The organism is Alteromonas sp. DYW1 (assembly GCF_059752595.1).
Genome location: NZ_CM186038.1, coordinates 2255375 through 2282329, shown reverse-complemented (window position 1 = coordinate 2282329; position 26955 = coordinate 2255375). Strand labels below are relative to the sequence as shown.

26 protein-coding genes and 1 tRNA gene are annotated in these 26955 nt (G+C 46.9%); 15 read left to right on the top strand and 12 right to left on the bottom strand.

Annotation, left to right across the window (positions count from 1 at the left end; translation table 11 throughout):
- Positions 1-36: 36 nt before the first annotated feature.
- From ychF to AC121Z_RS10105, 4 genes are all read right to left on the bottom strand, one after another.
- Positions 37-1128: a redox-regulated ATPase YchF gene (ychF, locus tag AC121Z_RS10120; RefSeq protein WP_498123915.1), complete on the bottom strand. Its 1092-nt coding sequence runs from the start codon at positions 1126-1128 to the stop codon at positions 37-39.
- A gap of 33 nt (positions 1129-1161) precedes the next feature.
- The gene (pth, locus tag AC121Z_RS10115; RefSeq protein ID WP_498123914.1) at positions 1162-1746 is read right to left on the bottom strand and encodes an aminoacyl-tRNA hydrolase; all 585 of its coding nucleotides are present in this window, start codon (positions 1744-1746) and stop codon (positions 1162-1164) included.
- 5 nt (positions 1747-1751) lie between these two features.
- Entirely contained in the window at positions 1752-2390 is a 639-nt protein-coding gene (locus AC121Z_RS10110) for a 50S ribosomal protein L25/general stress protein Ctc (protein ID WP_498123913.1), read from the bottom strand.
- A gap of 149 nt (positions 2391-2539) precedes the next feature.
- The gene (locus AC121Z_RS10105) at positions 2540-3490 is read right to left on the bottom strand and encodes an AraC family transcriptional regulator (protein WP_498123912.1); all 951 of its coding nucleotides are present in this window, start codon (positions 3488-3490) and stop codon (positions 2540-2542) included.
- A gap of 81 nt (positions 3491-3571) precedes the next feature.
- Here AC121Z_RS10105 and AC121Z_RS10100 point away from each other — a divergent pair, with 81 nt between their 5' ends.
- Together AC121Z_RS10100 and AC121Z_RS10095 are read left to right on the top strand one after the other, a co-directional pair.
- Positions 3572-5401: a hypothetical protein gene (locus tag AC121Z_RS10100; protein ID WP_498123911.1), complete on the top strand. Its 1830-nt coding sequence runs from the start codon at positions 3572-3574 to the stop codon at positions 5399-5401.
- A 100-nt stretch (positions 5402-5501) separates the two neighbouring features.
- On the top strand, positions 5502-6914 hold the full coding sequence (locus AC121Z_RS10095) for an amidohydrolase family protein (RefSeq protein ID WP_498123910.1): 1413 nt from the start codon (positions 5502-5504) through the stop codon (positions 6912-6914).
- A 156-nt stretch (positions 6915-7070) separates the two neighbouring features.
- Here the strand turns inward: AC121Z_RS10095 and AC121Z_RS10090 are convergent, their stop codons facing one another.
- Positions 7071-7496, bottom strand: coding sequence for a hypothetical protein (locus AC121Z_RS10090; protein ID WP_498123909.1), 426 nt, complete (start codon positions 7494-7496; stop codon positions 7071-7073).
- A gap of 151 nt (positions 7497-7647) precedes the next feature.
- Between AC121Z_RS10090 and AC121Z_RS10085 the strand changes: the two genes are divergently transcribed.
- Together AC121Z_RS10085 and AC121Z_RS10080 are read left to right on the top strand one after the other, a co-directional pair.
- Positions 7648-8259: a hypothetical protein gene (locus tag AC121Z_RS10085; protein WP_498123908.1), complete on the top strand. Its 612-nt coding sequence runs from the start codon at positions 7648-7650 to the stop codon at positions 8257-8259.
- Positions 8260-8319: 60 nt separating this feature from the next.
- Positions 8320-8916: a hypothetical protein gene (locus AC121Z_RS10080; RefSeq protein WP_498123907.1), complete on the top strand. Its 597-nt coding sequence runs from the start codon at positions 8320-8322 to the stop codon at positions 8914-8916.
- 220 nt (positions 8917-9136) lie between these two features.
- On the opposite strand, the gene AC121Z_RS10075 is transcribed toward AC121Z_RS10080, so the two are convergent.
- From AC121Z_RS10075 to lolB, 4 genes are all read right to left on the bottom strand, one after another.
- Positions 9137-10084: a ribose-phosphate pyrophosphokinase gene (locus tag AC121Z_RS10075; RefSeq protein ID WP_498123906.1), complete on the bottom strand. Its 948-nt coding sequence runs from the start codon at positions 10082-10084 to the stop codon at positions 9137-9139.
- Positions 10085-10115: 31 nt separating this feature from the next.
- Positions 10116-10191: transfer RNA gene (locus AC121Z_RS10070), tRNA-Gln, on the bottom strand.
- 30 nt (positions 10192-10221) lie between these two features.
- On the bottom strand, positions 10222-11094 hold the full coding sequence (ispE, locus tag AC121Z_RS10065) for a 4-(cytidine 5'-diphospho)-2-C-methyl-D-erythritol kinase (RefSeq protein ID WP_498123905.1): 873 nt from the start codon (positions 11092-11094) through the stop codon (positions 10222-10224).
- On the bottom strand, positions 11079-11672 hold the full coding sequence (lolB, locus tag AC121Z_RS10060; RefSeq protein ID WP_498123904.1) for a lipoprotein insertase outer membrane protein LolB: 594 nt from the start codon (positions 11670-11672) through the stop codon (positions 11079-11081). Before lolB ends, ispE begins: the two co-directional genes overlap by 16 nt.
- Positions 11673-11823: 151 nt before the next feature.
- Between lolB and hemA the strand changes: the two genes are divergently transcribed.
- Genes hemA through kdsA form a run of 6 tightly spaced genes read left to right on the top strand, consistent with a single transcriptional unit; the run spans position 11824 to position 17885 of the window.
- Entirely contained in the window at positions 11824-13110 is a 1287-nt protein-coding gene (gene hemA, locus AC121Z_RS10055) for a glutamyl-tRNA reductase (RefSeq protein ID WP_498123903.1), read from the top strand.
- 9 nt (positions 13111-13119) lie between these two features.
- The gene (prfA, locus tag AC121Z_RS10050; RefSeq protein ID WP_498123902.1) at positions 13120-14205 is read left to right on the top strand and encodes a peptide chain release factor 1; all 1086 of its coding nucleotides are present in this window, start codon (positions 13120-13122) and stop codon (positions 14203-14205) included.
- Positions 14206-14210: 5 nt separating this feature from the next.
- Complete coding sequence (prmC, locus tag AC121Z_RS10045) at positions 14211-15056, top strand: peptide chain release factor N(5)-glutamine methyltransferase (protein WP_498123901.1); 846 nt, start codon at positions 14211-14213, stop codon at positions 15054-15056.
- A gap of 21 nt (positions 15057-15077) precedes the next feature.
- On the top strand, positions 15078-16640 hold the full coding sequence (locus tag AC121Z_RS10040) for a DUF3369 domain-containing protein (RefSeq protein ID WP_498123900.1): 1563 nt from the start codon (positions 15078-15080) through the stop codon (positions 16638-16640).
- 16 nt (positions 16641-16656) lie between these two features.
- A complete protein-coding gene (locus AC121Z_RS10035) occupies positions 16657-17031 on the top strand; it encodes a SirB2 family protein (protein WP_498123899.1) in 375 nt (124 codons plus the stop codon).
- Positions 17032-17039: 8 nt separating this feature from the next.
- A complete protein-coding gene (kdsA, locus tag AC121Z_RS10030) occupies positions 17040-17885 on the top strand; it encodes a 3-deoxy-8-phosphooctulonate synthase (RefSeq protein ID WP_498123898.1) in 846 nt (281 codons plus the stop codon).
- 97 nt (positions 17886-17982) lie between these two features.
- On the opposite strand, the gene AC121Z_RS10025 is transcribed toward kdsA, so the two are convergent.
- Complete coding sequence (locus AC121Z_RS10025; protein WP_498123897.1) at positions 17983-18258, bottom strand: hypothetical protein; 276 nt, start codon at positions 18256-18258, stop codon at positions 17983-17985.
- Between the two features lie 235 nt (positions 18259-18493).
- Between AC121Z_RS10025 and AC121Z_RS10020 the strand changes: the two genes are divergently transcribed.
- The 5 genes from AC121Z_RS10020 (at position 18494) to fusA (ending at position 23752) form a co-directional block, all read left to right on the top strand.
- The gene (locus AC121Z_RS10020; protein WP_498123896.1) at positions 18494-19396 is read left to right on the top strand and encodes a transcriptional regulator GcvA; all 903 of its coding nucleotides are present in this window, start codon (positions 18494-18496) and stop codon (positions 19394-19396) included.
- Positions 19380-20021 carry an alpha/beta family hydrolase gene (locus tag AC121Z_RS10015; RefSeq protein WP_498123895.1) on the top strand — a complete coding sequence of 214 codons (642 nt, stop codon included), beginning with the start codon at positions 19380-19382 and terminating at the stop codon, positions 20019-20021. The genes AC121Z_RS10020 and AC121Z_RS10015 overlap by 17 nt, the downstream gene beginning before the upstream one ends.
- Positions 20015-20440, top strand: a complete 426-nt coding sequence (locus AC121Z_RS10010) for a DUF423 domain-containing protein (RefSeq protein WP_498123894.1) — start codon at positions 20015-20017, stop codon at positions 20438-20440. The genes AC121Z_RS10015 and AC121Z_RS10010 overlap by 7 nt, the downstream gene beginning before the upstream one ends.
- Positions 20433-21530 carry a 23S rRNA (cytidine(2498)-2'-O)-methyltransferase RlmM gene (rlmM, locus tag AC121Z_RS10005; protein WP_498123893.1) on the top strand — a complete coding sequence of 366 codons (1098 nt, stop codon included), beginning with the start codon at positions 20433-20435 and terminating at the stop codon, positions 21528-21530. The genes AC121Z_RS10010 and rlmM overlap by 8 nt, the downstream gene beginning before the upstream one ends.
- Positions 21531-21667: 137 nt before the next feature.
- Entirely contained in the window at positions 21668-23752 is a 2085-nt protein-coding gene (gene fusA, locus AC121Z_RS10000) for an elongation factor G (protein ID WP_498123892.1), read from the top strand.
- Positions 23753-24012: 260 nt separating this feature from the next.
- Here fusA and AC121Z_RS09995 read toward each other — a convergent pair whose 3' ends face one another.
- Together AC121Z_RS09995 and AC121Z_RS09990 are read right to left on the bottom strand one after the other, a co-directional pair.
- A complete protein-coding gene (locus AC121Z_RS09995; protein ID WP_498123891.1) occupies positions 24013-26067 on the bottom strand; it encodes a transglutaminase TgpA family protein in 2055 nt (684 codons plus the stop codon).
- On the bottom strand, positions 26064-26951 hold the full coding sequence (locus AC121Z_RS09990) for a DUF58 domain-containing protein (protein WP_498123890.1): 888 nt from the start codon (positions 26949-26951) through the stop codon (positions 26064-26066). The genes AC121Z_RS09995 and AC121Z_RS09990 overlap by 4 nt, the downstream gene beginning before the upstream one ends.
- Between the last annotated feature and the right edge of the window lie 4 nt (positions 26952-26955).

The window sequence follows — 26955 nt, the reverse complement described above, 5'->3', positions numbered from 1 at the left end:
AGCCCCTATCAAGGGGCTTTTTTGCACGGGTATAGGTTAGACATTAAAGCGGAAATGGATAACATCCCCATCTTTAACAATGTAGTCTTTGCCTTCTAAACGCCATTTTCCTGCGTCTTTGGCACCTTGTTCACCTTTGAATTCAATATAGTGATCGTAGCCAACGATTTCGGCACGAATAAAGCCTTTCTCAAAGTCAGTATGGATTTTACCTGCGGCTTGCGGTGCGGTAGCTCCTTCAGGGAAGGTCCATGCTCGGACTTCTTTAACACCGGCAGTAAAATAAGTTTGCAACGTAAGGAGGCTATAACCTGCTCGAATAACGCGGTTGAGACCGGGTTCTGATAAACCCATCTCGTCCAAGAATTCCGCCTTTTCTTCATCATCTAATTCAGCAATTTCTGATTCAATCGCTGCACAAACAGCAACGACCACGGCATTCTCAGTAGCGGCTATGGCTTTGACTTGATCAAGGTATGGATTGTTGTCAAAGCCGTCTTCGTTAACGTTGGCAATGTACATGGTAGGCTTTAACGTCAACATATTCATGTAGCTAATCGCAGCGAGTTCTTCTTTACTCAGCTCAAGTGAACGTAACAGCAGGCCTTCGTCTAAATGAGGCTTGATTTTTTCAAGTACTTTTAGTTCATACTTGGCATCATTATCACCACCTTTGGCCCGTTTACCCACGCGGATTAGTGCCTTTTCTGTGGTTTCTAAATCGGCCAAAGCTAACTCGGTATTAATCACATCTATATCATCTTTCGGACTGACTTTACCGGCAACATGGACAATATTCTCATCGTCAAAACAACGCACGACGTGACCAATTGCATCAGTTTCACGAATATTGGCGAGAAATTTGTTACCCAACCCTTCACCTTTCGAAGCGCCTTCAACCAAGCCAGCAATATCGACAAACTCCATGGTAGTCGGGATCACACGTTGTGGCTTGACAATTTCAGCCAGAGCAGTGAGGCGCTCGTCTGGAACGGGCACTACGCCGGTATTCGGTTCAATTGTACAAAATGGAAAGTTAGCGGCTTCAATACCCGCTTTCGTTAATGCGTTAAACAGTGTTGATTTACCCACATTTGGTAAACCGACGATGCCACATTTAAAACCCATAGCTGTGTCCTATAAACAGTAGTTTGCTGCGTATTAGCCGACTTTGAAAGAATGTAAGCGCTGCTGGGCAGCGGTTAGATCCTGCTTGATGAGCAACTCGGTACATCGGATTGCTTCATCGATAACGTCATCCATCGCATGTTTTTCTTCAGTAGACGGCTTGCCCAGAACAAAACCGGTCACTTTTGATTTATGGCCGGGATGGCCAATACCTATACGCAGACGCAAAAAATCTTTGTCATTACCCATCTTACTTACAATATCACGTACACCGTTTTGGCTAGAGCTTCCACCAACCTTAAATTTAGCGACGCCCGCAGGGAGATCTAACTCATCAAACGCAACCATGATTGAAGAAACGGGAATTTTGAAAAAATTAGCCATTGCTGCTACAGCTTGACCACTGCGATTCATAAACGTTGAGGGGTATAGTAAGCGAACATCTCGGTTAGCAATTGATATTCGTGCCGTTTGTCCAAAAAACTTACTTTCTGGTGTGAGCGTTTGATTGTAACTGTGGGCTAGCCGCTCAAGAAACCAAGCACCAGCGTTGTGACGTGTATGTTCGTATTCGGGGCCTGGATTACCCAGGCCCACAATAAGGCGAATATCGGCCAAAGGAATTATTCCTCTGTAGCCTCTTCACCACCTTCGCTAGCTTCTGCATCAACAGCGGCTTTCTTCGCTTTCTTGATGGTGATTACCGCTAGGTTATGTGCTTCGTCGTCTTTTGCAAGCTCAACAGATTCAACACCTTTAGGAAGATTGATGTCTGATAAATGCAATGTGTGGTCCATCTCTAAACCAGCAACGTCAACTTCGATGAATTCAGGCAAGTCTTTTGGTAGACATGTGATTTCGATTTCAGTGACGTGGTGCTCTGGAATACCACCGGCTTTAACCGCTGCAGATTTTTCTTCATTGATGAAGTGGAGCGGTACATTGGTGTGTAGTTTTTCGCCTGCGATTACGCGTTGAAAGTCAATGTGCGTAACTTTTGGCTTGAACGGGTGACGCTGCATGTCTTTAACTAGCGCTTGTACTTCTTTACCTTCGATATTCAAAGTAAGAATGTGTGAATAGAACGCTTCAAAATCTTGAGCTTGGATAACTTTGTTATGCTCAAGAGTTAACGCTAGAGGTGCTTCATTACCACCATAAAGGATCGCTGGTACTTTATCCGCGTGACGTAGGCGGCGGCTCGCACCTTTCCCCAAGTCAGTACGGACTTGCGCATCCAAATTAAAAATTGCTTCAGACATTAAAATGTCTCCAAAATAAAAAGTTTAAGTACAGTGCGTACTTGCGACCAGCACACACGCGTTTGCCCAAAATAATGGACTCCCCAAAAAAGGGCGGCGAATTCTAACACTTTGGACACTGATAAACAACGTGCAATTTAGCGGTACTATCAGGGGGAACAATCAGGGGGAACGTACGTGGCATTCAACTTACGATATTGCAGTGGCGTATACCCGGTATCTCGTTTAAACGCACGACAAAAGTAGTTGGATTGCGCAAACCCTAACGCTTCGCTCAATGCCTCTACGGGTAACCTAGAATATATTAAACGACGCTTCGCTTCAGTATAAATTCGTCCTTGAATGACCTGGCTCGCGGTTTGGAGTAAGTGTTGCTTACATAATACATTTAAGTGCCCCGGCGTTACTCCGAGCATAGCTGCATATGCTTGAACATGATGATAATGGCAGAAATGGCGATCAACCAGACTACGGAAGCGCGCGACGGTGGGATGGCTCTGCGTCTGGTTGGTACCATGATAACGTTCGCTAAACCAACGATTAAGACGCAGTAGGAAAGCAGCACATTGATAAGCTAACAGGCTCTCAGAATCTGTTTGCAACTGATTGATTTCGGTTTGCATCAGTTTGAGTTGCTGTTTTAGCCAACGTTCCTGTTGACCATTTAGGACTAGGTCTGAGTTCGCTTGAGAATCGCGAAAAAATTGCAACTGATGAAGCAACAATGGATCAGAAAAGTATCGCTGAAACAGTTCCGCAGGGAAAAACAAACAAATACCTGCTAAATCTTTGACATACCAGCGCCGGATCTGACCAGGGGTAGTAAACAATAACTGGCCAGGTGTTAGTGGATATTGTTTGTCGTCTAACCAGAATGCACCGCTACCACCGGTAACAAAAGTAACATCGTAAAAGGATAAAAAATAGGGCTCTACCGTACGTGCAAAGGCGGGCATCGCCTGAATTTCAGCGATATCGATCAACAGCTCTTGGCCATACTTGTGACGGTTAAAATCTACCGCTCGAGCATCAACCGGTAATGAATAAATAGAAACAGTCATTAGTCGCGTTATTTCGGCAGGATCGTTGAAAAGTATCATTATTCCCACAACTTGCATATACCCGTAAAGTGGGCTTGTCGCTAAAGTGAGTAGAACAGCATTATTAAATAACGAGGATATATGAATATTCGTCCAATGCTAATGAGCGCACTTAAGTGTCTTATATTAATTGCAGAGCTATTTGTTGTGTCAGCAGCGATAGCTAGTGAATGGATACCCGCAGATGATGGGGTGCAAACACTCAAATCTCAAGAGGGCGTTGAGTATCGTTTTGGGCGTGGCTTCTTAGATTACCAAAATGATGATTTTTACAATGGGATCATTGAATTTGAACTTAAGCCTAGTGCCGAAAGAGCCTTTTTTTATGTCTATTTTCGCCATAACGATGACAACCAATCGGAAGTTATTTATTTTCGCACGCACAAGCCCAATGCCCCAGATACCCTGCAATACTCACCGGTGTTTCAGGGACGTAGCGCATGGCAGCTTTACCATGGCGAAACCGGTACTGCTGCGGCAAATCTGAGGGCCAATGAATGGAATAAGATCCGCTTAGTGATTGAAAACGATCGTATTTCAGTTTGGGTGGGCGAAGAGCAAACCCCGGTGTTTGAAGAGCTGCAACTCGGTGGAACGGACCGTGCCGGAAAATTACGTCTGCGTGGGAATATTCCTAATGCCTCGAAGGCTGAATTTAGTGGTCTGGTGCGTAATATCCAAGTCACTCCGCAACCGCGTTCTCAGCGTTCAATGCCAAGTGGCTCGAACATTAAGGCTGGTATGTTAACCGGGTTTCGAGTTTCTCCGGTGTTTGCCGCGACCAAGGCTGCGTATACCAGTGTCCCTGAATCTGTTAACACAGCGCATTGGACTTGGGTACCGAGCAATGCAAACGGCATTGTTGAATTTCTCAAACATCGTGCAATCCCAGCCGGCAGCCGAACTTACGCGGTCGTTGCAGAAGTGCAATTAGTGGCCGATAAGGCGACCATTTGTCCAATTAACTTTGGCTTCAGCGATACCATAACGTTACTTCATAATCAGCGTCCGTTATTTTTTGCTGATGCCAGTTACCGTTACGCGAATAATCGACAGGAAGGTTTATTGCATGCACAACAAGCGAGTGTTTATGTCCCTTTGACGGCGGGAGAAAATACGTTGCAGGCTATCGTTGCAGATAGTTTTGGTGGGTGGGGATTATCTATGCAACTGCAAGCATGCGCTGGGGTGACAGTTCTGACACCTCAGCAAGTGGAGAATTCCCTTGGGGTTAGCGAGCACGTGCACGCTGCTGTCTCTGCGGAAAGTCGATTAGATGAGCATGTGCAGCGAGATGCTCTGCGCAAGCCGGCTGAACTTATTAGTCTGGTCGGCACGTTAGGTGGCGATACAGTTGTTGAATTAGCCGCTGGTTCCGGCTATTACGCGGCTCTATTGTCACGTGTTGTTGGCGACTCTGGTCATGTTTTTGCGGTGGATCCAGAGAAAATATTCACTGCTTTTCCGTCAGCAAGGGAAACATTCAATACTTTCATTAAACAGGACCCGTTACCGAATACGCAGTATTCAGTGCAACACTTTGATGCGCTAAAGTGGCCGCAATTGGCCGATGCGGTCTATATGAATTTGTACTATCACGACACCGTTTGGACCGGTGAAGATCGCACAAAAATGAACGCAGCTATCTATGCTGGCTTAAAACCTGGTGGACGATACATTATTGTTGATCACCACGCTATAGCGAATGCATCTGTGGATGATCATCAGCGCTTACACCGCATGGATGCTACTAAGGTTATTCCAGAGGTGAGTGCTGCTGGTTTCCAACTAGTGAGAACCAGTACATTACTGGCTAGTCAAGGTGATGATTATACGTTGAGTGTGTTTGATGCTGCGATGAAGGGCAAGACTGACCGCTTCATCTATTTATTTGAAAAGCCAGTGCAGTGATTAATCAGTTACCCCATTGAAAGCAGGATTAAAGAAAAAAGGCATAAAGCAACAGGTTGACTACACTGTATCGAGCAATAAATAACTCGGTGTTTAGTGTATGAAGCGGATCAACGCATGTTTTGGGTTCATTTTAATCGGACTAGCATACAGTTCGTTATGCGGCGCACAGCCGTCTAGTGTGGTCGCGGCTGCCAATACCAATCAGAACGTAGCCCTGGTTGGTGGTCGATTGATAGATGGATTTGGTCATCAACCTATCGCCAACAGTGTCATTTTGGTTGCTGATGGCGTTATTCAGGCGGTGGGCACTGTCAACACACTGGCGGTGCCAAGTAACTATACCGTCATCAGTACAGAAGGGCATGATGTGTTACCGGGGTTGTGGGAGAACCATGCCCATTTGATGCTAACAGGGCATGCCGATTACGAGCACTGGCGTAAACATTACACGGAACGCTTGGCCAGTGAAATTATGCCAGCTTCGGCTGTGCAACTGCTGTTGGCCGGGATCACCAGTGTGCGCGATCTTGGCGCACCGCTGAATGACTCGCTGCAGGTACGCCAGCTTATTCGTGAGGGTAAAATTCCTGGTCCGAATTTGTATATTTCAGGCCCTTTCATACAAAAAGAACCGTACCCTGGCACCGACCATTATCGCTGGGGGGTGGATGGCCCAGAGGATGCCCGCTCTAAGGTTAATCAGTTGGCCGATGCTGGCGTTGACTTTATTAAACTGGTTGATCAAGACAGCATGACAGAGGCAGAAGCTGAGGCCGTTGTTGAGCAGGCGCATGCCCGTGGGCTCAAAGTCATTGGCCATAGTCACCGCCCGAACGAAATTCGCCGCGGCTTAGCATTGGGGATTGATAATTTTGAGCATACTGGCCTTACTACAGCGCCCGAATATCCAGCAGATGTTATGCAAGCTCTAAAAGAACGTACAGCACGCGGGAGAGTGGCTGGAGGACCATTGTTTTGGACGCCCACCGTTGAAGGATTATGGAATTATGAGTTAACCGTGGCCAACCCTGAGCGCTTAGACAACCCTTGCTGGCATCGCGGATTAGCTGCGGATACCATTGCTGATATTCGTCAATCTCTAGCAAGCCCAGGGCAACTCGCCTACATGCAGTTAACGCCACTGCGCAAACCCACACTTAAACGCAAGATCCAGCAACTCCGTGACGCTGGCGTAGTTTTTTTAACCGGCACAGATAGCGGGATCCCAACGAAGTTTCATTGTCAAAGCACCTGGAACGAGCTCGCTGTCTGGGTGGATGAAATGGATATCCCTGCGATGGACGCTATTCGTGCTGCAACCTATTGGCCCAGCGTATTCATGGGCGTAGATGATCAGTATGGCACCGTAAGCGCTGGTAAAGTTGCTGACATTATTGCTGTTAAAGGAGATGTATTGCGGTATATCAGTCTGTTACAAGACGTAAAACTCGTGATGAAAGGTGGCACGCTTTATAAATATCAAGGGCTAGTCGTTGAAGAACAGCTTTAATTGGCTCGATGCCTCGTGCCGTGATTAGCGAGTGAAAATATCAGCCAAAAAATGAATGATAGTATTTACGGTTCTTTCCGCTTGCCGCGATCTCTCAGCATTTTTTCCGGCATCGATGCACACAGACGCTACGCAGCTTCTTGCGGCAGTGTTCCATTAAATTTCATCCGGAGATGCAGGGCGTTTAGTTACTGGCGATTCGTCTACGTTACTGATTGATTCCACTTGCATAACGGTACCGAATTGCGTGGTAGTCATCATGTTTGGCATTGGCATGCCGGTAACAGTTAATCGCAGGCCATGACGATGATAGGTTTTATCCAATCCTTGCAGTACCCATTTGCTGCCGTCATCGCCAATAAACGCATAGAACCCACCTTCAAAGGGTTTAAATTCAATCTGACCGCTGAGCGTCATAGTTGCATTCTCCTTAATTTCACTAACGTCATTGGCCGGTGCAACAACGACCACATCGTCGCTTTGTTCGTCTGCGGCAGGCGCAGACTCTTGATTGTTGCATGCAACCAGACCACTTATAAGCAATGAGCCAAATAGCAATTTCAGTAGTGAATTAATGTGCATATTCCTTTGTACCTTGCATTGGATTTACAACAAGTTAACGCAATTGGTTGATAAAAACCATAGCCAAAAAGCGGCCTTAGATACCCATTCAGATTCGATTCAGTTTTTTGTCGTTACTCTAAATTGGCAGATCAATAAGGAACAAGTACGTATGAACGATAAACCGAGCAAGTTTAGAAAACGGGTGAGTGTTCTCTTCATCATTTTGGCTGGAATGACGGGAACCGCTGTGAGTGCCAATGAACCGGTATCAGAAATAGAAAATATTGATGTTACCGGTGAACGTCTTGAAGCGCTTAGCACCAATGTCACTGAATACGGTTTAAATATGGAAATGGGATTGGAGGCATTGCATGCTAAGAACTACGCACGCGCACTTGAACGATTGACTGAAAGCGCTAAGCAGGGCAATAAAATCAGTCAGTTTTATTTGGCATCCATGTATTTAAAAGGGTTAGGTACCCAGATAGACAATAAAATGGGCTGGCTTTGGTTAAACGTTGCGCTAGAACAAAAAATTCCCCGGTGGCGCTTTGTTTACCAACAAGTAGGTAGTGCGATCCCCGATAAATATAAGCGTGCATGGCAACCAGAGGTCGAGCAATTTACCGCTAAATATGGCGCAAAAGCCACGGATCATGCCTGTCGACCGCGCCGGGAAATTGGCAGTAATCTGGTGTTTATTATTTGTGAGCGGATTTCAGATGGCACCTATGAACATCGCCAATGGCGCACCATTCAAGCCTTGTTCTTTGGCGGCTAAAAAGCGCATGCAAGAGAGTTCAATGAGAACCCGCACAACTCACCAATGGAGCAAGCGAATATGTTTGTAAAATTTTCGTACTTATGCAGCTTTTGGCTAATGCTTGCTATGGCTACCACAGTAACAGCACAAGATAATGAAGGGGATATTGAAAATATCGATGTTACCGGTGAACGTCTTGAAGCGCTTAGCACCAATGTCACTGAATACGGTTTACATATGGAAATGGGATTGGAGGCATTGCATGCTAAGAACTACGCACGCGCACTTGAGCGATTGACAGAAAGCGCTATGCAGGGCAATAAAATCAGTCAGTTCTATTTAGCGTCAATGTATTTTAAAGGGCAGGGCGTTGTTATTGATAACCAGCTAGGTTGGGTGTGGCTTAATGTGGCGCTCGAACAGAAGATCCCGCAATGGCGTTTCGCTTACAAGCAAATCGCGGATGCGATCCCGGATGAATATCAAGACAAATGGCAGCCGCTAGTTGATGAATACAAGGATAAATACGGCGCAAAGGCGACCGACCATGCGTGCCGCCCACGTCGTGAAATTGGCAGTAATCTGGTGTTTATTATTTGTGAGCGGATTTCAGATGGCACCTATGAACACCGGCAATGGCGAACATTGCAGCATCTGTTTTTTGATGTTAAGTGAAAACGTAGTGTCTGTTTTGTATTAAGTTGGATAGGCGATGTGAGGTCGCCATCTATGCGGCACCAACGATTGAAAGTGTTAAACGTACAGCAGTATCTGCTATGTCAGATAAACGCATCTGTTGAGTTGTGCACTAACTGAAATTACTTAGAATAAAAAACAGCGGCCAAGGGGCCGCTGTTTTCAGGATTTACTGAAGCTTTCTGGGTTGAAGAAGCGCTTAATACTCAAACATTGCCGAGATAGATTCTTCGTTGCTAATACGGCGAATGGTTTCGGCCAGCATTTGCGACAAGGTTAATTGTTTAACCTTGGCTAACTTCTGCATGTCTTTGCTCAGTGGAATCGAGTCAGTTACGATGATTTCGTCAATCACAGAGTTACGCAGATTCTCACAGGCATTACCTGAGAAAATAGCATGCGTCGCGTAGGCGTATACGTTTCGTGCGCCATGTGCTTTTAGTGCCTCGGCCGCCTTAGCTAAGGTGCCCCCTGTGTCGATCATATCATCAACAATAATACAATCACGGTCGTTAACATCACCGATGATATTCATGACTTGCGCGACATTAGCTTTCGGTCGACGTTTGTCGATAATCGCCAGATCAGTATCGTTGAGTAATTTTGCTGTAGCCCGAGCACGCACTACGCCGCCGATATCAGGCGACACTACGACCGGTGAGTGGAAATCGCGTCGACACATATCATCTAACAGGATTGGTGTACCAAAAGCATTGTCTACCGGCACGTCAAAGAACCCTTGGATCTGCTCTGCATGCAAATCGATAGTTAACACGCGGTCAACCCCGACATTGGAAAGGAAATCTGCTACCACTTTCGCGGTAATTGGCACCCGCGCGGAACGCACACGACGGTCTTGTCGGGCATAACCAAAATAAGGAATTACAGCCGTAATACGGCCTGCTGATGCGCGCCGTAAAGCGTCTATCATCACGATCAATTCCATTAAATTATCATTGGTGGGCGCACACGTGGACTGGATAATAAAAACGTCCGAGCCACGGACGTTTTCATGAATTTCAACACTGATTTCACCGTCGCTAAAACGACCGACACTGGCATTACCCAGTTTAGTGTAGAGTCTATCGGCAACTTTCTGGGCAAGCTCCGGTACGGCATTACCGGTAAATAGCTTCATATCTGGCACGTGTCTATCCTCAGTGCATTTGTTCATGATTTGGCTGGGGTAGCTGGACTCGAACCAACGAATCGCGGGATCAAAACCCGCTGCCTTACCAACTTGGCTATACCCCAATAAATTTGCTCATTGACGCGACGCTCACGTTATTCGCTAACGCAAGTATTCGTCTGTTTTTCCAGTTCCGCTAACAGCGGTGAGTGGTCAACCCCTTTAGCTACAAAGCCTTGCCATTGCGAAGGTAAAGCCCGTAAGGCACTTTCTGCGGCACTTTTGTGGTTGAAAACAGCAAACACGCAGGCACCAGTGCCCGTCATTCGCGACGGTGCGTAGTTTATCAACCACTGTAATAATTTTGCAACTTCGGGATAGCGATTAATTACCAGTTCTTGGCAATCATTGCGTGTTTGCGCAAAATCATAGTCACTGGCAGCAATCGTAGCACTGTTTCTTGGCAATTGCGGAGCAGCAAATATTTCGGCAGTTGAAATATGACATCCAGGATGGACCACCAGATAATAATGTGGAGCGACTTGTATTGGCGTTAAGGCTTCACCGATACCATTAGCAAAGGCCGTGTGCCCGTGCACGAAAACGGGTACATCAGCGCCTAATTGCAATCCCAGCTCAGCAAGATCAGACACCGTTAAATTGCATTCCCATAATTTATTTAAAACCCTGAGTGTGGTTGCCGCATTCGATGAGCCACCACCAATCCCGCCCCCCATGGGCATTACTTTATTCAGGTAAATGCGACATCCGTGTGCGACACCAGCATTACGCTGGAGCAAACGCGCTGCTTTGATGATTAGATTGTCCTCATCGGCTACGCCAGGAATAGGGTTTGCAAGTGTAATAGCAGGATTTTTAGGCGTTATTGTATAGGCGAGTCGGTCACCATAATCGAGCATTTGAAATACACTCTGTAGCTCATGATAGCCGTCGTCCCGACGCCCGGTTATGTGCAGAAAAAGGTTGAGCTTCGCCGGCGATGACCACCAGATCATAAGATTTCCCATTGGTTAATTTTTAACTTCAAAGAGAGGTTTTGTGATTGCCGGATCGTTAATAGTTGCGGCAGTACAGTCTGTTGTGATTGGGTATACTGGGCATAGTCAACTTGCCACTGTGGCTGACTCTGTAGTACCTGCAATTGTTCGATAAGGCCTTGTTGATTGCGTTTTACCCAGTCGCTTTGACGAGCCAAGCCTTTCACCCAAAACTGCATATCTGCAACAGGGATAGGCCAACCGCTAACTTCGTAAATTAAGGTCTCAGCATCGTCGTGCTGATAAGTTTCACCATCTGCTTCTAGGGTTACACCACTTTCGTTTGCCGTCAGGGCAAGCAAGGTAACGCCGACTAAGTTGCTAAGCACAAGACTGTAGTCATTGCCTCGTTGTTGCCAGCGGATATAGGCTGAAAAGGATTCCTGTTCGCTTTTAAAAGCGAGACGGCCACTCAGGTTCCAATGCGTCATAGAGAGCAGTCGTTCATCATTTGCAGTTATATTGATCAGGTCGGGTAAGGGCGGTGGCGTTTTACACGCAGTCAAAGTAACCAGTGCAAAAAAGGCAATAACTATCAGTCGACGCATATGAAACGGGGCATCCTAGCGCATGGATATCGGTAATGCGTAATAATATATCAGTAATCAGCGTGTGTTGGGAAATAACGGCGAGTCCGGTACTTTCTTTCAATTGGCGTTTTTCGTACAATGCCGGGGCTTTCAGTCACATCAGTACTCAATGACCTTAATTGCACTCGGAATCAATCATAAAACTGCACCTGTCGCGTTGCGCGAGAAAGTTGCGTTCAATGCTGACAGCCTTGTTGAAGCGCTATTGTCATTAAAAGAAAAACGCCAAGCGAAAGAAGCTGTGATTGTTTCAACATGCAACCGTACGGAAATATACGCACTGGCAGAAAACGAAGATTCTGAAGCTGGCGCCAAGGATTTGAGGCATTGGTTGGCTGAGTTTCATGCCCTCAATGATGCAGCAATTGAGCAACACTGTTACACGTATTTTGGCGACCATGCAGTACAACATATGATGCGTGTTGCCAGCGGTCTAGATTCTTTGGTGTTAGGGGAGCCGCAGATCCTTGGGCAAGTAAAGCAGGCGTTTAATGATGCCAAGCATACGGGGGTTGTGGGGAATGGACTGGAGCGTTTATTTCAGTATACGTTTTCAGTTGCGAAACGGGTGCGTACCGAAACCGAAATTGGTAATAATGCGGTTTCTGTTGCCTACGCAGCCGTGCAATTAGCCAAGCATATATTCGCCAAGTTAGATAAGCAGACGGTATTGTTAGTGGGGGCGGGTGAGACCATCGAATTAGTCGCGCAACATCTTAAAGAGCAGGGTGTTGCAAAGATCATGGTGGCTAATCGAACGCTAGCGCGCGCCGAATCACTGGCACAACAGTTAAACGCAGAGGCATTAACGCTGGCACAATTGCCAACTCACCTTGGCCAAGCAGATATTATAATTTCCAGTACGGCAAGTCAGCTACCACTGATTGGTAAAGGCATGGTTGAACATGCGCTTAAGGTGCGCAAAAACCGGCCTATGTTCATTGTTGATCTGGCCGTGCCCAGAGATGTTGAAGTTGAAGTTGCCGAGCTGGATAACGCGTTTTTATATACCGTGGATGATTTGCAGCACATTGTTGAGGAAAATATTGCGAGTCGGCAAAATGCCGCTGAAGCAGCCGAGACGCTGATATTAGAGCAGTCCAAGGCCTATGAAACGTGGAAGAAAAGTCGCGACTCGATCGATTTAGTCCGCACTTACAGACAGCGCAGTAAAGAGCAAGCGGACGCTATTCTAAGTAATGCGCGGCAACAATTAATGGAAGGCAAGGATGCTGACCAGTTACTGCAAGAATTGACGCATAAACTGAGCAATTATTTGATGCATGCGCCAACTAAAGCGCTAAATGTTGCGATTGAGCGCAACGATGAAGAACTAAAACGGACGCTGTCAGATGCTTTTGAGCTTGAGACAACGCCGCACAACAAGAACAACTAAGAGAGTCACATGAAAGAATCTGTGGTAGCGAAATTAACGTCATTGGTGGAGCGCTTTGAAGAGGTGCAGGCCCTATTAAGTGCTCCGGAAGTTATCGCCGATCAAGAGCGGTTTCGCGCATTATCAAAAGAGTTTGCACAATTAGAAGCGGTGGTTAAGGCATTTAATCAATATCAGCAAGCACAAGAAGATTTGCAATCTGCGTCGGAAATGATGAATGAAGATGACGCTGACATGCGGGAAATGGCACAAGAAGAGTATAAGGCCGCGAAAGAGCAAATTGATCAACTTGAACAAGAGTTGCAAATTCTTTTGCTGCCGCGTGATCCGAACGATGATCACAATTGCTTCATTGAGATCCGTGCTGGCGCGGGCGGCGATGAGGCTGCCATTTTTGCGGGAGATTTGTTCCGGATGTATAGCCGCTATGCAGAAACCAGCGGCTGGCGTATGGAGGTTGTCAGCGCCAGTGAAGGAGAGCATGGCGGTTTTAAAGAAGTGATCGCCAATATCTCAGGCGATGGCGCTTATGGGATCATGAAATTTGAATCCGGCGGTCATCGTGTGCAACGGGTACCCGAAACCGAATCACAGGGCCGCATTCATACGTCTGCCTGTACAGTGGCGGTGTTACCCGAGGTACCCGAATCAGAAGCCATAGAAATCAATCCTGCAGACTTGCGCATTGATACGTTTAGAGCGTCGGGCGCAGGGGGGCAACACGTTAACAAAACTGACTCTGCGATCCGCATAACGCACATTCCAACCGGCGTAGTCGTAGAGTGTCAGGATGAGCGTTCACAACATAAAAATCGAGCCAAAGCGATGTCTGTGTTAAATGCCAGACTGAATCAGATTGAACAGGATAAACGTGCCGCTGAAGAAGCCTCAACGCGTAAAAGTTTGGTTGGTAGTGGCGATCGTTCAGAGCGTATTCGGACCTATAATTTTCCACAAGGTCGCGTAACTGATCACCGAATTAACCTAACGCTATATAAATTAGATGACGTCATTGAAGGCGATCTGAATGCGCTGTTGGAGCCGATCCGACAGGAGCATCAAGCGGACTTGCTTGCTGCACTTGCTGAGGAATAAGTCTCATGCGTTTGGATCTCGCCTTGCGTGAGAGCCGCCAACGGTTGGCATCCTCTGGCAGTGACACTGCTGCACTTGATGCGCGCGTCTTGCTAAAAGCGATTTTGCAGTGTGATGACCGGTATTTGTTTACCTATCCAGAACAACCGCTAACGGAAGAGCAACAGCAACGACTGACACAAGCCGTTGAGCGACGTCTGCAAGGGGAGCCTATTGCTTATATTACGGGTAAGCGGGCCTTCTGGGATTTTGAGCTTGCGGTTTCAGCAGCAACATTGATCCCGCGACCAGAAACTGAAGTTTTGGTGGAAACCGCTTTGCAGCATGTCACGCATTCACAAGCACGGGTCTGTGACTTAGGCACAGGTACCGGAGCCATCGCCCTCGCGTTGGCCAAAGAACGGCCGACTTGGCACGTTATTGGCGTAGACAAATCAATCGATGCTGTGTCCCTCGCTGAGTTAAATTGTGCACAATTGGCTATTCCTAATGCGACTTTTGTGCGCAGTGACTGGTACTCGGCGTTGGGCGCGCAAACGTTTGATTTGATAGTTTCCAATCCACCTTATGTGGAACCTGATAGCCCCTACCTAACAGAGGGGGATGTGCGTTTTGAACCTCACAGTGCACTGACGGCGGCTGACAATGGTTTCGCGGATCTGGCGAAAATTATACGCCGTGCGCCTGAGTTTCTTGCTAATGGCGGGTGGTTAATGGTAGAACATGGATATCAGCAGGGGCCGCACGTGCAAAAGCACCTTAAAGACACCGGATTTCAGTCTATCAAGACGGTGCTTGACCTTCAGCATTTGCCGCGGATTACGATAGGTTCCTGGTTTTCGCCACAATAATAAGAAGTAAAGGCAGCGCGCATGAATGATGAATTGTTATTTGTTGATGAACCTGAAGAGCTTTCGAACGACCCGCTTGAGGTGTCAGGTGGTAGATGGAAAATTCTAATCGTTGATGATGAACCTGAAGTTCATGCGGTCACCAAACTCGCCCTTAGCGACTTTGTATTTAACGGCAAAACGCTGCAGTTCGTCAGCGCGTATTCGGGAGCGGAGGCGAAGCAGATATTCCAAGAACAGCACGATATAGCGGTGGTGTTGTTGGATGTGGTAATGGAAGAAGATGACTCTGGCCTGCAAGTGGCAGAGTATATTCGTGACGAATTGCACAATCATTTTTGTCGTATCATTTTGCGTACAGGCCAGCCGGGCCAAGCGCCAGAAAAAGACGTAATCATTAATTACGATATTAATGATTACAAATCAAAGACCGAATTGACGGCGCAGAAGTTATTTACTGTTGTTATCTCGGCGTTACGTTCCTATAACGACATTATTGTTATTGAAGAGAACCGTGCAGGTCTGCAAAAAATTGTCGAAGCTTCTTCAGACCTCTATTGCGCTCGTTCACTGGAAACCTTTATTCAGGGGCTGGTCCAACAGTTAGCCTCGATTCTCGGGTGTTCCAAAGATGCTGCTTATATCACCAGTGCCGTTGCTACACCTAAGCCGTTTTATCAATCAAATTCGGATGAGTTATATATCTTCGTGGGTAATGGGGAATATGCGAATTATGAAGGGAAACCTTTAACGGATGTGGTCAATGGTCAGCAATTAACGTCATGTCAGCAGGCACTTGCGCAAGAGGATATCGTCTACGGTGATGACCATTTGGTGGCGTTTTGTCACAGCAAATCGAAACGTGGTTCGCTGTTATATCTATCCGGTTTACCGCGTAAATTGAGTCAGAACGATAAACTGTTAGTCGATGTTTTTGCGCAAAATGTGCAATATGCCTTTGAAAATGTGCTTGCCACACGTGATATCGAAGACACGCAACAAGAAGTAATCGAACGCTTGGGCGTGGCGATGGAACATGCAACAGTCTCTGGTGAGCAACTGCAGCGGATGCGTTTGATGTGTGAGTTAATCGCCCGAGAGCTAGAGTTTGACGAGGCGCATGTCGAGCGTTTTAGTATGGCCGTGCCATTGCACGATATTGGCAGTACAAAGGTCCCACATGCAATCATTCAGAAGCCAGAAGAACTCAGCAAAGACGAGCGTGAACAGATCAAACGTCATACGCAATTTGGCTTTGATATCCTCAAAGATTCAGAACGTCCAGTTATTCAATTAGCGGCGGTTTTGGCTCATCAGCATCATGAGCGCTGGGATGGTACAGGCTATCCCCATGGTCTAAAGGGTGAAAATATTGCTATCGAGGCTCGCATTACCGCGTTAGCGGATGTTTTTGATGCGCTTTATAATAAACGCCCACACAAAGAGGCTTGGCCTCTAGATCGTGTGGTTGACCATATTCAGGAGCAAAGCGGCAAGCACTTTGATCCCCAATTAGTGACTATTTTGCTGGCCAAATTGGATGCAATAAAGGCCATTCAAACACAACATCCCTGTTCAGACTGAGGCGAAGGAGCCCCCTATGTATATGATGATGAAACATCTTCATCTCACCGCTATTGCACTTAGCATTCTGTTATTTATATTCCGCTTTGTTTTGCTGCAAATGAATGCCGCAATGTTGCAGCAAAAGTGGCTGCGGATATTGCCGCATATCGTTGATACAGTGTTATTAGCCTCAGCTTTAGTACTGTGCGTTTTGCTGAGTCAGTATCCGATTGTCAACGGATGGCTAACGGTAAAACTAGCCGGCGTCATTGCCTATATCGTGTTTGGGTTAATTGCATTGAAGAAAGCCACTACTAAAGGTGGTCAATGGGGCGCATTTATAGCCGCACTGGTGTGTTTGGCAATAACCGCCAAAGTTGCTATTACTAAACAACCCTTATTCTTCTGAGGCGCCGTATGATTACTCATGTCAACGTTGCTGATATTCGCGTTGCCAACGATGCTCCAATGGTGTTGTTCGGTGGTATGAATGTTCTGGAGTCGCGCGATCTTGCCATGCGCATTGCGGAGCACTATGTCGAAGTCACACAAAAGTTAAATATCCCGTATGTTTTTAAGGCCTCATTTGACAAAGCGAACCGGTCGTCGGTGCACTCCTATCGTGGACCGGGATTGGAGGAAGGGCTAAAGATTTTCAGTGAGATCAAGCAGCAGTTTTCGGTGCCAGTTATTACTGACGTGCACGAGCCCTATCAGGCGGCCCCAGTTGCCGAAGTGGTCGATATTATTCAGCTACCCGCATTTCTTGCTCGACAAACTGACTTGGTAGTCGCAATGGCTAAAACAGGTGCAGTTATCAATGTAAAGAAACCACAATTTCTAGCGGCGCATGAGATGCGGCATATTATTAAGAAATTTGCTGAGGCCGGTAACGAGAACATTTTATTGTGCGAACGCGGCAGCTGCTTTGGCTACAATAACCTTGTTGTGGATATGCTCGGCATGGACGAAATGAAGGCCTATGCCCCAGTCATTTTTGATGCTACCCATGCTTTGCAAAAACCCGGTGGTCGCAGTGACTCTGCTGATGGACGACGCGCGCAAGCTGCGCAGTTAGCCAGAGCAGGTATGGCGCTGGGTCTTGCGGGTTTATTTATTGAGGCACACCCAGATCCAAATCAGGCGTTATGCGATGGCCCATGCGCGTTGCAATTGGATAAATTAGAGCCATACTTGGCACAAATGCAAGCGGTGGATGAACTGGTGAAGCAGTTCGCGCCATTGGATACCAGTGCTTCGTAAGGTATTCTCTCTACACTGAGCGTGCTCGGGCACGCTCAGTCGACACATGCGGTTTTTTACGCCATTGCATTAGGCGCAGTATGGCAACAGGGTTTAATTACTCGCCAATAATCACTTTAAATTGATTGCGTGGTAACGTTTGACGCGCAAGATCTAAGCGCTGGTCAATTTCATGTTGCAGTGTTGATTGTTTAAGGGCTGCCGCAATTTGTTGCGATATCGCAGGAGCTTCAAGTGTTTGCATGTTTTGCGCAAGCGTGTCGGCGATGGCAACGTGCAATTCATGTTGAGTTAACACTTCGTTTTGCTCGCTGCTTGCATATGCCGGCACCGTAGCGCTAAACCCAAAGGTCATTAAAGTAAGAGTAATCATTGTTTTTTGCATGGTCATTTACAGTATTTAAGTTAATTTAATTTGTTAAAAATCTGTTTTGTTTTTAACATTCGATTAAATAAAATAGTCTTTATTTATAGTGGTTTATGTTTCGAGTTGAGTAAATTATACGCAACTATTTGAATTGTTATACTGACAAAAATTAAATATTTAAATTAGAAAAACTAATGCATCTGTAGCATAATTGTCATGCTGATAACCGAATGAGATTGAAATGAATCGACGCTTGCCTCCGTTAAATGCGCTAAAAGCGTTTGAAGCTGCCGCTCGTCATCTAAGTTTTACTAAGGCAGCGGATGAATTATTCGTTACCCAAGCGGCGGTGAGTCATCAAATCAAGTCGCTGGAAGAGTACCTTAGTATGAAGCTCTTCTTACGCAAGAACCGGGCGCTACTGCTTACTGAAGAAGGCCAAAGCTATTATCTGGAATTACGTGACGCATTTAGGCATATGCAAGATGCAACGGAGCGCTTGTTAGCCAAGGGAGCGAAAGGAGCGCTAACGGTAGCGACACCGCCGAGTTTTGCTAGCCAGTGGTTGATCCCCCGGATCAGTCGTTTTTCGCAGCACAATCCAGACATTGACGTACGCATAAAGGCGGTCGACCATGATGAGGGTTTTTTACAGGCGGATACCGATATTGCTGTCTATTATGGCCGGGGGCGTTGGTCGGGACTACATGCTGAGCCGTTGCATGCGGAGTATCTTACGCCTTTGTGTTCGCCGCTTTTACTGACAAGCAACAAACCACTGGAAGTTTTAGAAGACCTTAAATTTCACGTGTTACTGCATGACTCAAGTCGCGAAGGCTGGATCAATTATTTACGTCAATTCAATGTAAAGGGTGTAAACGTCAATCAGGGGCCGATGTTTAGTCATTCAATGATGGTCTTGCAGGCAGCCGCATTGGGTCAGGGTATTGCACTGGGTAATACCATTTTGGCCCGTCCTGAAATTGAAGCTGGTCGTTTGGTTGCGCCCTTTGCAGAAAAACTAAAAAGTAAAGACAGTTTTTATTTGGTGTGTGAAGAAAACCAAGTGGATTTGGGCAAAATTGTGGCCTTTCGCGAGTGGATCCATAACGAAGTTGATTACGAAAATGATGCAATGCTTTAAACCGCCTAACGGCATTACACCACATCTGCAATTGATCCTTGCGCATGGTGCAGGTGCGGGTATGCAATCCGATTTTATGCAAAGTATGGCAACGGCACTTGCTGAGCGCGGTGTGTTAACGTGGTTGTTTAACTTTCCGTACATGCAAATCCAAGAATCAACGGGTAAGAAGCGCCCACCCGATCGCGCGCCGAAATTACTGGATGCAATTTCTACCGTAGTAGACCAAGTGACCAGTGCACATGAGTATCAGTCGAGTATGCCTCTATTACTGGGTGGCAAGTCCATGGGCGGCCGTATGATGAGTCTGTGGGCGGCGGAACAAGGTCGGCAAGTAGAGCATGTGAATGGCATTATTGCACTCGGTTATCCTTTCCATCCACCGGGGAAACCGGATAAGTTGCGAGTCGAGCATCTAGCACAATTACCCTGCAACATGCTGATCATCCAAGGCGAGCGGGATACCTTCGGAAATCATGCCCGGATTATGGAATTGCAATTACCCGCTGCGGTAAATGTGCGCTGGCTGGCTGATGGTGATCACAGTTTTAAGCCACGTAAATCATCTGGGTTATCGCAGCAAACGCACATCCTTCAGGCCGCCGATTGGATCGCAAAATGGTAAAATCAGATATCATAGCAGCTCGATTTTTAGTGATAGCGGCGGTTTGTTGTGGGCTTGCTGTGATGCTTGGTGCGTTTGCCGCGCATGGCCTTAAGAGCCTGTTATCTGAGCAAGCATTGACAACTATCCGCACAGCCGTGTTGTATCAATTCATACATGGGCTGGCATTAGTTGGTTGTGGATTGGCGCTGGTGCAACCGCAATGGCAGCTGGCAAAGGGCACTATCTGCTTCGCGGGTTATTGCTTCGTCGTCGGGATCATACTGTTTAGTGGTAGCTTATATGGATTAAGCGTATTTAACTGGCGAATACTTGGTCCGGTAACCCCTGTGGGTGGTGTGGCATTCATTTTAGGCTGGGGGGCTTTGTCGGTTAGCGGAGTGAAACTATTGCGGCAATTGAGGCATTCAGATGACTAATTCGTCAGCACTATTAGCCTACTGTCGGGTAGGGTACGAGAAAGACGTGGCTGGCGAATTAACCAGTGTTTTGGCCGAACGTGGTGTCTATGGTTATCCTGTGTTGCGGTCAGGAGATGGTTATGTACGGTTTATTGTGCCAGATAACGCAGCCCATGTGGTGATCCGCGAACTAGCCGTGAGCGATTTGATTTTTGTACGGCAATTGTTCGCTATTATCGCCGATGTCGAACCATTCCCTGCACAGCAGCGCGTTGAGGCGATTACCGTTGCCTTAGATAATGCGGTAACGGCAGTACAAGAAGTTTCATCAGTACCCACGCTAATGGGTTCCCTTGAGGTCGAATATCCTGACTCCGAGAGCGGTAAAGGTGTGGCACGCTTTGCCAAAAAGTTTGCCGTTCCACTGCGTCAAGCATTGCGCAAACATCACTACCTCGCGCCTAAGGAGCGCAATGATTTGCCCTGCTTACGCGTGTTCATCGATGATTTTGCGCGCTGTTTCGTGGGCTACTCTTTGCCCAAGCAGCACTCGCCGCATGTGAATGGCATTCATAGGCTAAAGTTTCCGCCGGCGGCCCCCAGCCGCTCTACTCTCAAGTTGGAAGAAGCCATTCTTGATCTATTGACAGACAGTGAGCGGCAAATGCTGTTTCGTGAGGGCGCTCGAGCGGTAGATTTAGGTGCTTGCCCTGGCGGCTGGACCTATCAATTGGTGCGCCGCGGTATGCACGTTGAGGCGGTAGATAATGGTGCAATGGCTGATGCGTTAATGCAAACCGGGCAGGTGAGCTACTTTGCAGCGGATGGCTTTAAATACAAACCACAGTATGGCAGTGCCCAGTTATTGGTTTGCGATATGATTGAACGGCCTGATCGTGTAGCCGTGTTGATGCAGCAATGGTTGCAAAAAGGCTATGCACAGGCGGCAATTTTTAATCTGAAGTTACCCATGAAGAAACGCTATGACACCGTTATTGAATTACTGATAGGGTTGCGCCAAGGGTTGGGGGATTCATTTTGGATCCGCTGTAAACAGCTTTATCATAATCGTGATGAAGTCACGGTTAGCATCATGCCCAAAACATAATTATTAGTGAATTCTGGTGTTTGAGAGCAGATAAACCACTTTTTTTCGCAATAAGTGTAAAAAAAGTATAAAAGTCACCCAGAAATCCTATATAATCCCCGCCGTTTTTTTCCTCGAACCAATAACGAAGTAGGGCTATGTCAGACTTATCAAAATACAGAAATATCGGCATTTTCGCGCACGTTGATGCGGGAAAAACCACGACCACTGAGCGTATTCTTAAACTTACCGGTAAAATCCATAAAACCGGTGAGGTACACGATGGTGAATCAACAACCGACTTCATGGAGCAGGAAGCAGAGCGTGGTATTACTATCCAGTCAGCTGCAACAACCTGTTTCTGGAAAGACCACCGTTTTAACATCATCGACACTCCTGGGCACGTTGACTTCACCGTTGAAGTATACCGTTCTTTGAAAGTACTAGACGGCGGTGTAGGCGTATTCTGTGGTTCTGGTGGTGTTGAACCGCAATCAGAAACTAACTGGCGTTATGCTAACGAATCTGAAGTAGCACGTATCATCTTCGTTAACAAACTTGACCGTATGGGCGCGGATTTCTATCGCGTGGTTGGTCAGGTCAAGAAAGTACTTGGCGCAAACCCACTCGTTATGACACTCCCTATCGGTATCGAAGATGATTTCGTTGGTGTAGTAGACGTACTCGAGCGTAAAGCATACGTATGGGATGACTCAGGTTTACCTGAAAATTACGAAGTACAAGATATCCCGGCGGATATGGTTGATAAAGTAGAAGAATACCGTGAGCAACTCGTTGAGACTGCTGTTGAGCAAGACGACGAGTTGATGATGGCTTATATGGATGGTGAAGAGCCGTCAATTGAAGATCTTAAGCGTTGTATCCGTAAAGGTACGATTGCACTAGACTTCTTCCCAACATTCTGTGGCTCAGCATTTAAGAACAAAGGTGTTCAGTTAGTTCTGGATGGTGTGGTTGACTACCTACCTAGCCCGACAGAAGTTGAGCCTCAGCCATTGACTGACGAAGAAGGTAATGAGACTGGTGAAGTTGCAACAGTTTCAGTTGATGAGCCTCTACGTATGTTGGCGTTCAAAATCATGGACGACCGTTTTGGTGCTTTAACCTTCGTGCGTATTTACTCTGGTAAGCTTAATAAGGGTGATACCATCCTTAACTCAGCAACCGGTAAGACTGAGCGTATCGGCCGTATGGTTGAAATGCATGCGAACGAGCGTACTGAGCTTTCATCAGCACAAGCGGGTGACATCCTCGCGGTTGTTGGTATGAAGAACGTACAAACAGGTCACACACTGTGTGATCCTAAGCATCCATGTACACTTGAAGCGATGGTATTCCCTGAGCCAGTAATCTCGATTGCTGTTGCACCGAAAGACAAAGGTTCAACTGAGAAAATGGGTATAGCTATCGGTAAGATGGTTGCAGAAGATCCGTCATTCCAAGTCGAAACCGATGAAGATTCTGGTGAAACTATCCTGAAAGGTATGGGTGAGCTTCACTTGGATATCAAAGTTGACATCTTGAAGCGTACTTACGGTGTTGAGTTGAACGTAGGTCAACCGCAGGTTGCTTACCGTGAAACTATCACTCAGCCAGTTGAAGACAGCTACACGCACAAGAAGCAGTCAGGTGGTTCAGGTCAGTTTGGTAAGATTGATTACCGCATTCGTCCAGGTGAACCTGGCAGTGGCTTTAATTTCGTATCAACGGTTGTGGGTGGTAACGTTCCAAAAGAATACTTCCCGGCCATTGAAAAGGGCTTTAAGTCTATGATGGAGCAGGGCGTACTAGCAGGCTTCCCGGTACTAGACGTTGAAGTTGAGTTGTTCGACGGTGGTTTCCACGCGGTTGACTCATCAGCGATTGCGTTTGAAATTGCTGCCAAAGGTGCATTCCGTCAATCAATTCCTAAGGCTGGCCCGCAGTTAATCGAGCCAATCATGAAAGTTGACGTGTTCACGCCAGAAGATCACGTAGGTGACGTAATTGGTGACTTGAACCGTCGTCGCGGCATGATCAAAGACCAAGAAGCGGGTGCTACTGGTGTTCGCATCAAGGCTGACGTACCTCTATCAGAAATGTTCGGTTACATTGGTCACTTGCGTACTATGACTTCAGGTCGTGGTCAGTTCTCAATGGAGTTCAGCCACTACTTACCTTGCCCACAAAACGTGGCAGAGAAAGTAATCGAAGAAGTTAAAGCGCGTGACGCGAAGAAATAAGATCATTTGTTGATCATATGAAGGGCTCCCATACGGAGCCCTTTTTTTTGCTCAAAAGACGGATAGATACAAAGCTAAACATCGGTTCAATGGCTGAGTTTTAGGGATAGCTGTTGTCGTTTACTCGTTGCTCTATTGGCTGCGGAGCATTGCAACATGGCTAGACTCATTCTGATGGTATTAATAATAAACCGCACTTGCTGAGTAGGAAACTCAAGGTTGACGCTATCAGTATTGTAAATTGCGAGGGAACCAAGCAGCTAGGTCACTTTATCGATCTGTTGTTTAAGGTTTTTACGGTAATGTCGCATCTGTCTTAACAGTTTTTTCTCATCCCCTAGATTGGCTGTTTGACGGTATTCCGCTTGGACATAATGGCGGGTGGCTTCAGCAAAAACTTTGGCTATGGCGGGGGGCAGATCTGCGCGCACTTTGGCTAGGTATTCGGACGCTCCTAAGGTACCTCGTTTGATACCCGTCAAATCCTCGACCAGTTGATTACATTGATGATAAACCGTGTTCATCGGGTACATATTGCGGCGACGTAGCTGTGGGAGAATATACAGGCTCATCAGTACGCTGATCATAATAACCGCTCCAACCCCAATAAAGGATAACTTTTGCGCCGTTAACTCACCGAACCACTGCTGTAACAGATCATATTGCTGTTGACTGTCGAATCCAAGTATCCATTTGCTCCATTGGTAATCGATTTCTGCGAACCACAGACGCAATTGATTCAACAGTTCAATATTTTTGAGGCGGGCCAGCGACAACGGAGCATCTTCTAAAAAACTTCCTTCATCGCGCATTGCATGCTCTAAACCAAATTCTATGCGGCCTGGAGATACCCAAGCGGTCGGATCCAGTCGTATCCATCCGCGTTCATCAAACCAAGCTTCAACCCAAGCATGCGCATCATATTGATGCACACTGATCACGTTGGGGCTGAGTTCTTCGCCGCCTTGATACCCTGTAACCATGCGAGCGGGGATATCCGCCAAACGCAAGATGTAGGCGAGAGCACTGGCGTAATGAGCACAAAAACCGGCTTTGTGCTCAAATAGGAAATTATCAACAGGATCGTTGGGCATTGGGTTGGGCTTTAAGGTATAGCGAAAGCCAGTGGTGACAAAATATTCTTGCAGTTCTTGAATAAAGGTTTGGGGATCAGGATATTGCCGGCGAAGGTCTTGTACCCATTGCTGGGTTCGCGGGTTTCCGCTCGTTGGTAGCTGACGATTGATGCGCCGATCGACACTAAATAACGTTTGATCCAGTGGCTCAGTGTAGTAAGACTTAACCGCGTAGCGCACGGGAGAAACTAGGGGCCGAGACGCGACTAATTGATACTCATGACCATGCCTGATTTGGGTATCGCCCATGGTGCGAGCACGCGCAATATCCAGCGCAAAAAGCCAGTATTGATGAGAGGGCTCTGCGATAACTTCGTAGTGCCAAAATGGCCCATCCAGTTCTGGTGTGAATTCACGACCTACTTGTTGGTATTGGCGATTCAATTGGCGCCGCAACGGACTGATAGACCAGGTTTTGCCATCAAATGCTTCTAGCGTCATAACCCGCCAATAGCGTTGATAATTGGGCGGCGGCTGCTCGGTGAAAATGGCCCGAAAGGCTAAATCTGTTGACTGACTGAGTTCAGCAAAGTCGCCTGCAGTCACGCTATCGGAAAGCCCTGTGAGCGCTTGTTTACTGGTCGGCATTTGCCACAGTGGCGGTAACTGAGGAAGTATCAAAAACAAAGTGACGGCTATCGGTAACGCTTGGGCAAGCATCAAACCGATGGACTTTAAGTGGCGTTGCAGGGGTAAACTGGGTGCATTGAAACTGTGTAGAGCAGCAAGTACAAGCATGGTTATCATGATGTACAGGAGCGAATATGCGATGCCTTGCTGAAAGATAAAGCCACAGCCGACAAGAAATAATAGGGTAGCCACCAATTGACGAATATCTTTGTCAGCATTAATCCGCATCAGTTTAAACGCACATGCCATCACCAAAAGATTGACCATCGTCAGCAGCAGACCAAGCTGTAAGCTAAACCAGGCGAGGGCAATAGCCGCGAGAACCGCGAGTAGATTAATACTTCGATTGGTTAGCGGTTGGTAACTCGGGCGAGCAAATAAAACGATGCGCGTTGCAGTGGTGCTGGCCGCAAGGATCAGGATCCAAATCAACAGTGGAGTAAACATGGTTGCCGTCACAAGCGCATAGGCGATAGCGAGTATCAGTACACACAAACTGCGTTCGTGTGAAGCGCCAGTATTGGGCTGCAGAGAAGTAACCGCGGTCATGCTGAGCCCCGTGGTGCATCTGGATAGTATGCCAGCGCTTGCAAGCAAGTAACTCGATGGCTTTCGCCCCGATCCGGCGGAATTTGTATGCTTCCTAGTTGGAGACCAAAGCGTATGTTTTGTTGACTGCATTGATTCACTTGGTATGCAAGTTCTGACAACGCCCGTTCTAGCTCACCTGATTCAATAATCGCTAGGCGTATCCAACCTGAGGCGGCAGTTGTTGCTTCAAAACGTTTACTTAACCATTGTTGCTGCTTAGCGACTTGTTTCCATGCCACACGGTTTATATTATCGCCCGCGACATATTGGCTTAATCCAGCAAAATCTTCAGATCCGGCCGTTGGTAGAGAACTGCCTCCTTCTTCTTGCGCATCAGCTTGCTGTATTAGGTTTATCTGACACGGCTGAGGTTTTGGATATACGATGACATCTCGGGCAAAATCAAGATGGGTCCAACAGCGGAAAATACCAAGTGGATAGAAACTTTCAAAGGTTAAGCGTGGCAAGCGATGCACGCCACGTGTGACGAGTTCGTAGCGCATTGTGCCCCCTTGAGTAGCATCAAGGTCAATACTTTGCGGCTGCGGATTATTTAATACTGATACCAATAGGCGGCCGTGGGCAATTCTCGACTGTTGCGGCGCTTGAGTCGTTAATTTAACGGTCACACTATCACCGGCGTAACCCGCGGGAAATGAGGCAATTGCCAACTGTAAGCGAGCGAAATTCCAATAACTGACGTGTAAATTGATCAACAAGACACCCACCAACCAAAAACACAGCAGTAACATTAAATTATTCTGATAATTGGTACCCAAAATGAACAGACTGACGCATAAGGTAATAAATAACCAACCAAATCGGCTAGGGAAGATAAACACGTTC

Bases quoted from the DNA above. Each gene is read 5' to 3' on its own strand.
- AC121Z_RS10010 (WP_498123894.1), top strand. From the start codon at position 20,015: ATGGTAAAATCAGATATCATAGCAGCTCGATTTTTAGTGATAGCGGCG.
- ychF (WP_498123915.1), bottom strand. From the start codon at position 1,128: ATGGGTTTTAAATGTGGCATCGTCGGTTTACCAAATGTGGGTAAATCA.
- AC121Z_RS10110 (WP_498123913.1), bottom strand. From the start codon at position 2,390: ATGTCTGAAGCAATTTTTAATTTGGATGCGCAAGTCCGTACTGACTTG.
- AC121Z_RS10020 (WP_498123896.1), top strand. From the start codon at position 18,494: ATGAATCGACGCTTGCCTCCGTTAAATGCGCTAAAAGCGTTTGAAGCT.
- AC121Z_RS10085 (WP_498123908.1), top strand. From the start codon at position 7,648: ATGAACGATAAACCGAGCAAGTTTAGAAAACGGGTGAGTGTTCTCTTC.
- fusA (WP_498123892.1), top strand. From the start codon at position 21,668: ATGTCAGACTTATCAAAATACAGAAATATCGGCATTTTCGCGCACGTT.
- AC121Z_RS10095 (WP_498123910.1), top strand. From the start codon at position 5,502: ATGAAGCGGATCAACGCATGTTTTGGGTTCATTTTAATCGGACTAGCA.
- prfA (WP_498123902.1), top strand. From the start codon at position 13,120: ATGAAAGAATCTGTGGTAGCGAAATTAACGTCATTGGTGGAGCGCTTT.
- hemA (WP_498123903.1), top strand. From the start codon at position 11,824: ATGACCTTAATTGCACTCGGAATCAATCATAAAACTGCACCTGTCGCG.
- AC121Z_RS10015 (WP_498123895.1), top strand. From the start codon at position 19,380: ATGATGCAATGCTTTAAACCGCCTAACGGCATTACACCACATCTGCAA.
- ispE (WP_498123905.1), bottom strand. From the start codon at position 11,094: ATGGGAAATCTTATGATCTGGTGGTCATCGCCGGCGAAGCTCAACCTT.
- AC121Z_RS10090 (WP_498123909.1), bottom strand. From the start codon at position 7,496: ATGCACATTAATTCACTACTGAAATTGCTATTTGGCTCATTGCTTATA.
- prmC (WP_498123901.1), top strand. From the start codon at position 14,211: ATGCGTTTGGATCTCGCCTTGCGTGAGAGCCGCCAACGGTTGGCATCC.
- AC121Z_RS10035 (WP_498123899.1), top strand. From the start codon at position 16,657: ATGTATATGATGATGAAACATCTTCATCTCACCGCTATTGCACTTAGC.
- AC121Z_RS09995 (WP_498123891.1), bottom strand. From the start codon at position 26,067: ATGACCGCGGTTACTTCTCTGCAGCCCAATACTGGCGCTTCACACGAA.
- rlmM (WP_498123893.1), top strand. From the start codon at position 20,433: ATGACTAATTCGTCAGCACTATTAGCCTACTGTCGGGTAGGGTACGAG.
- AC121Z_RS10025 (WP_498123897.1), bottom strand. From the start codon at position 18,258: ATGATTACTCTTACTTTAATGACCTTTGGGTTTAGCGCTACGGTGCCG.
- AC121Z_RS10100 (WP_498123911.1), top strand. From the start codon at position 3,572: ATGAATATTCGTCCAATGCTAATGAGCGCACTTAAGTGTCTTATATTA.
- kdsA (WP_498123898.1), top strand. From the start codon at position 17,040: ATGATTACTCATGTCAACGTTGCTGATATTCGCGTTGCCAACGATGCT.
- AC121Z_RS10040 (WP_498123900.1), top strand. From the start codon at position 15,078: ATGAATGATGAATTGTTATTTGTTGATGAACCTGAAGAGCTTTCGAAC.
- AC121Z_RS10080 (WP_498123907.1), top strand. From the start codon at position 8,320: ATGTTTGTAAAATTTTCGTACTTATGCAGCTTTTGGCTAATGCTTGCT.
- lolB (WP_498123904.1), bottom strand. From the start codon at position 11,672: ATGCGTCGACTGATAGTTATTGCCTTTTTTGCACTGGTTACTTTGACT.
- AC121Z_RS10105 (WP_498123912.1), bottom strand. From the start codon at position 3,490: ATGATACTTTTCAACGATCCTGCCGAAATAACGCGACTAATGACTGTT.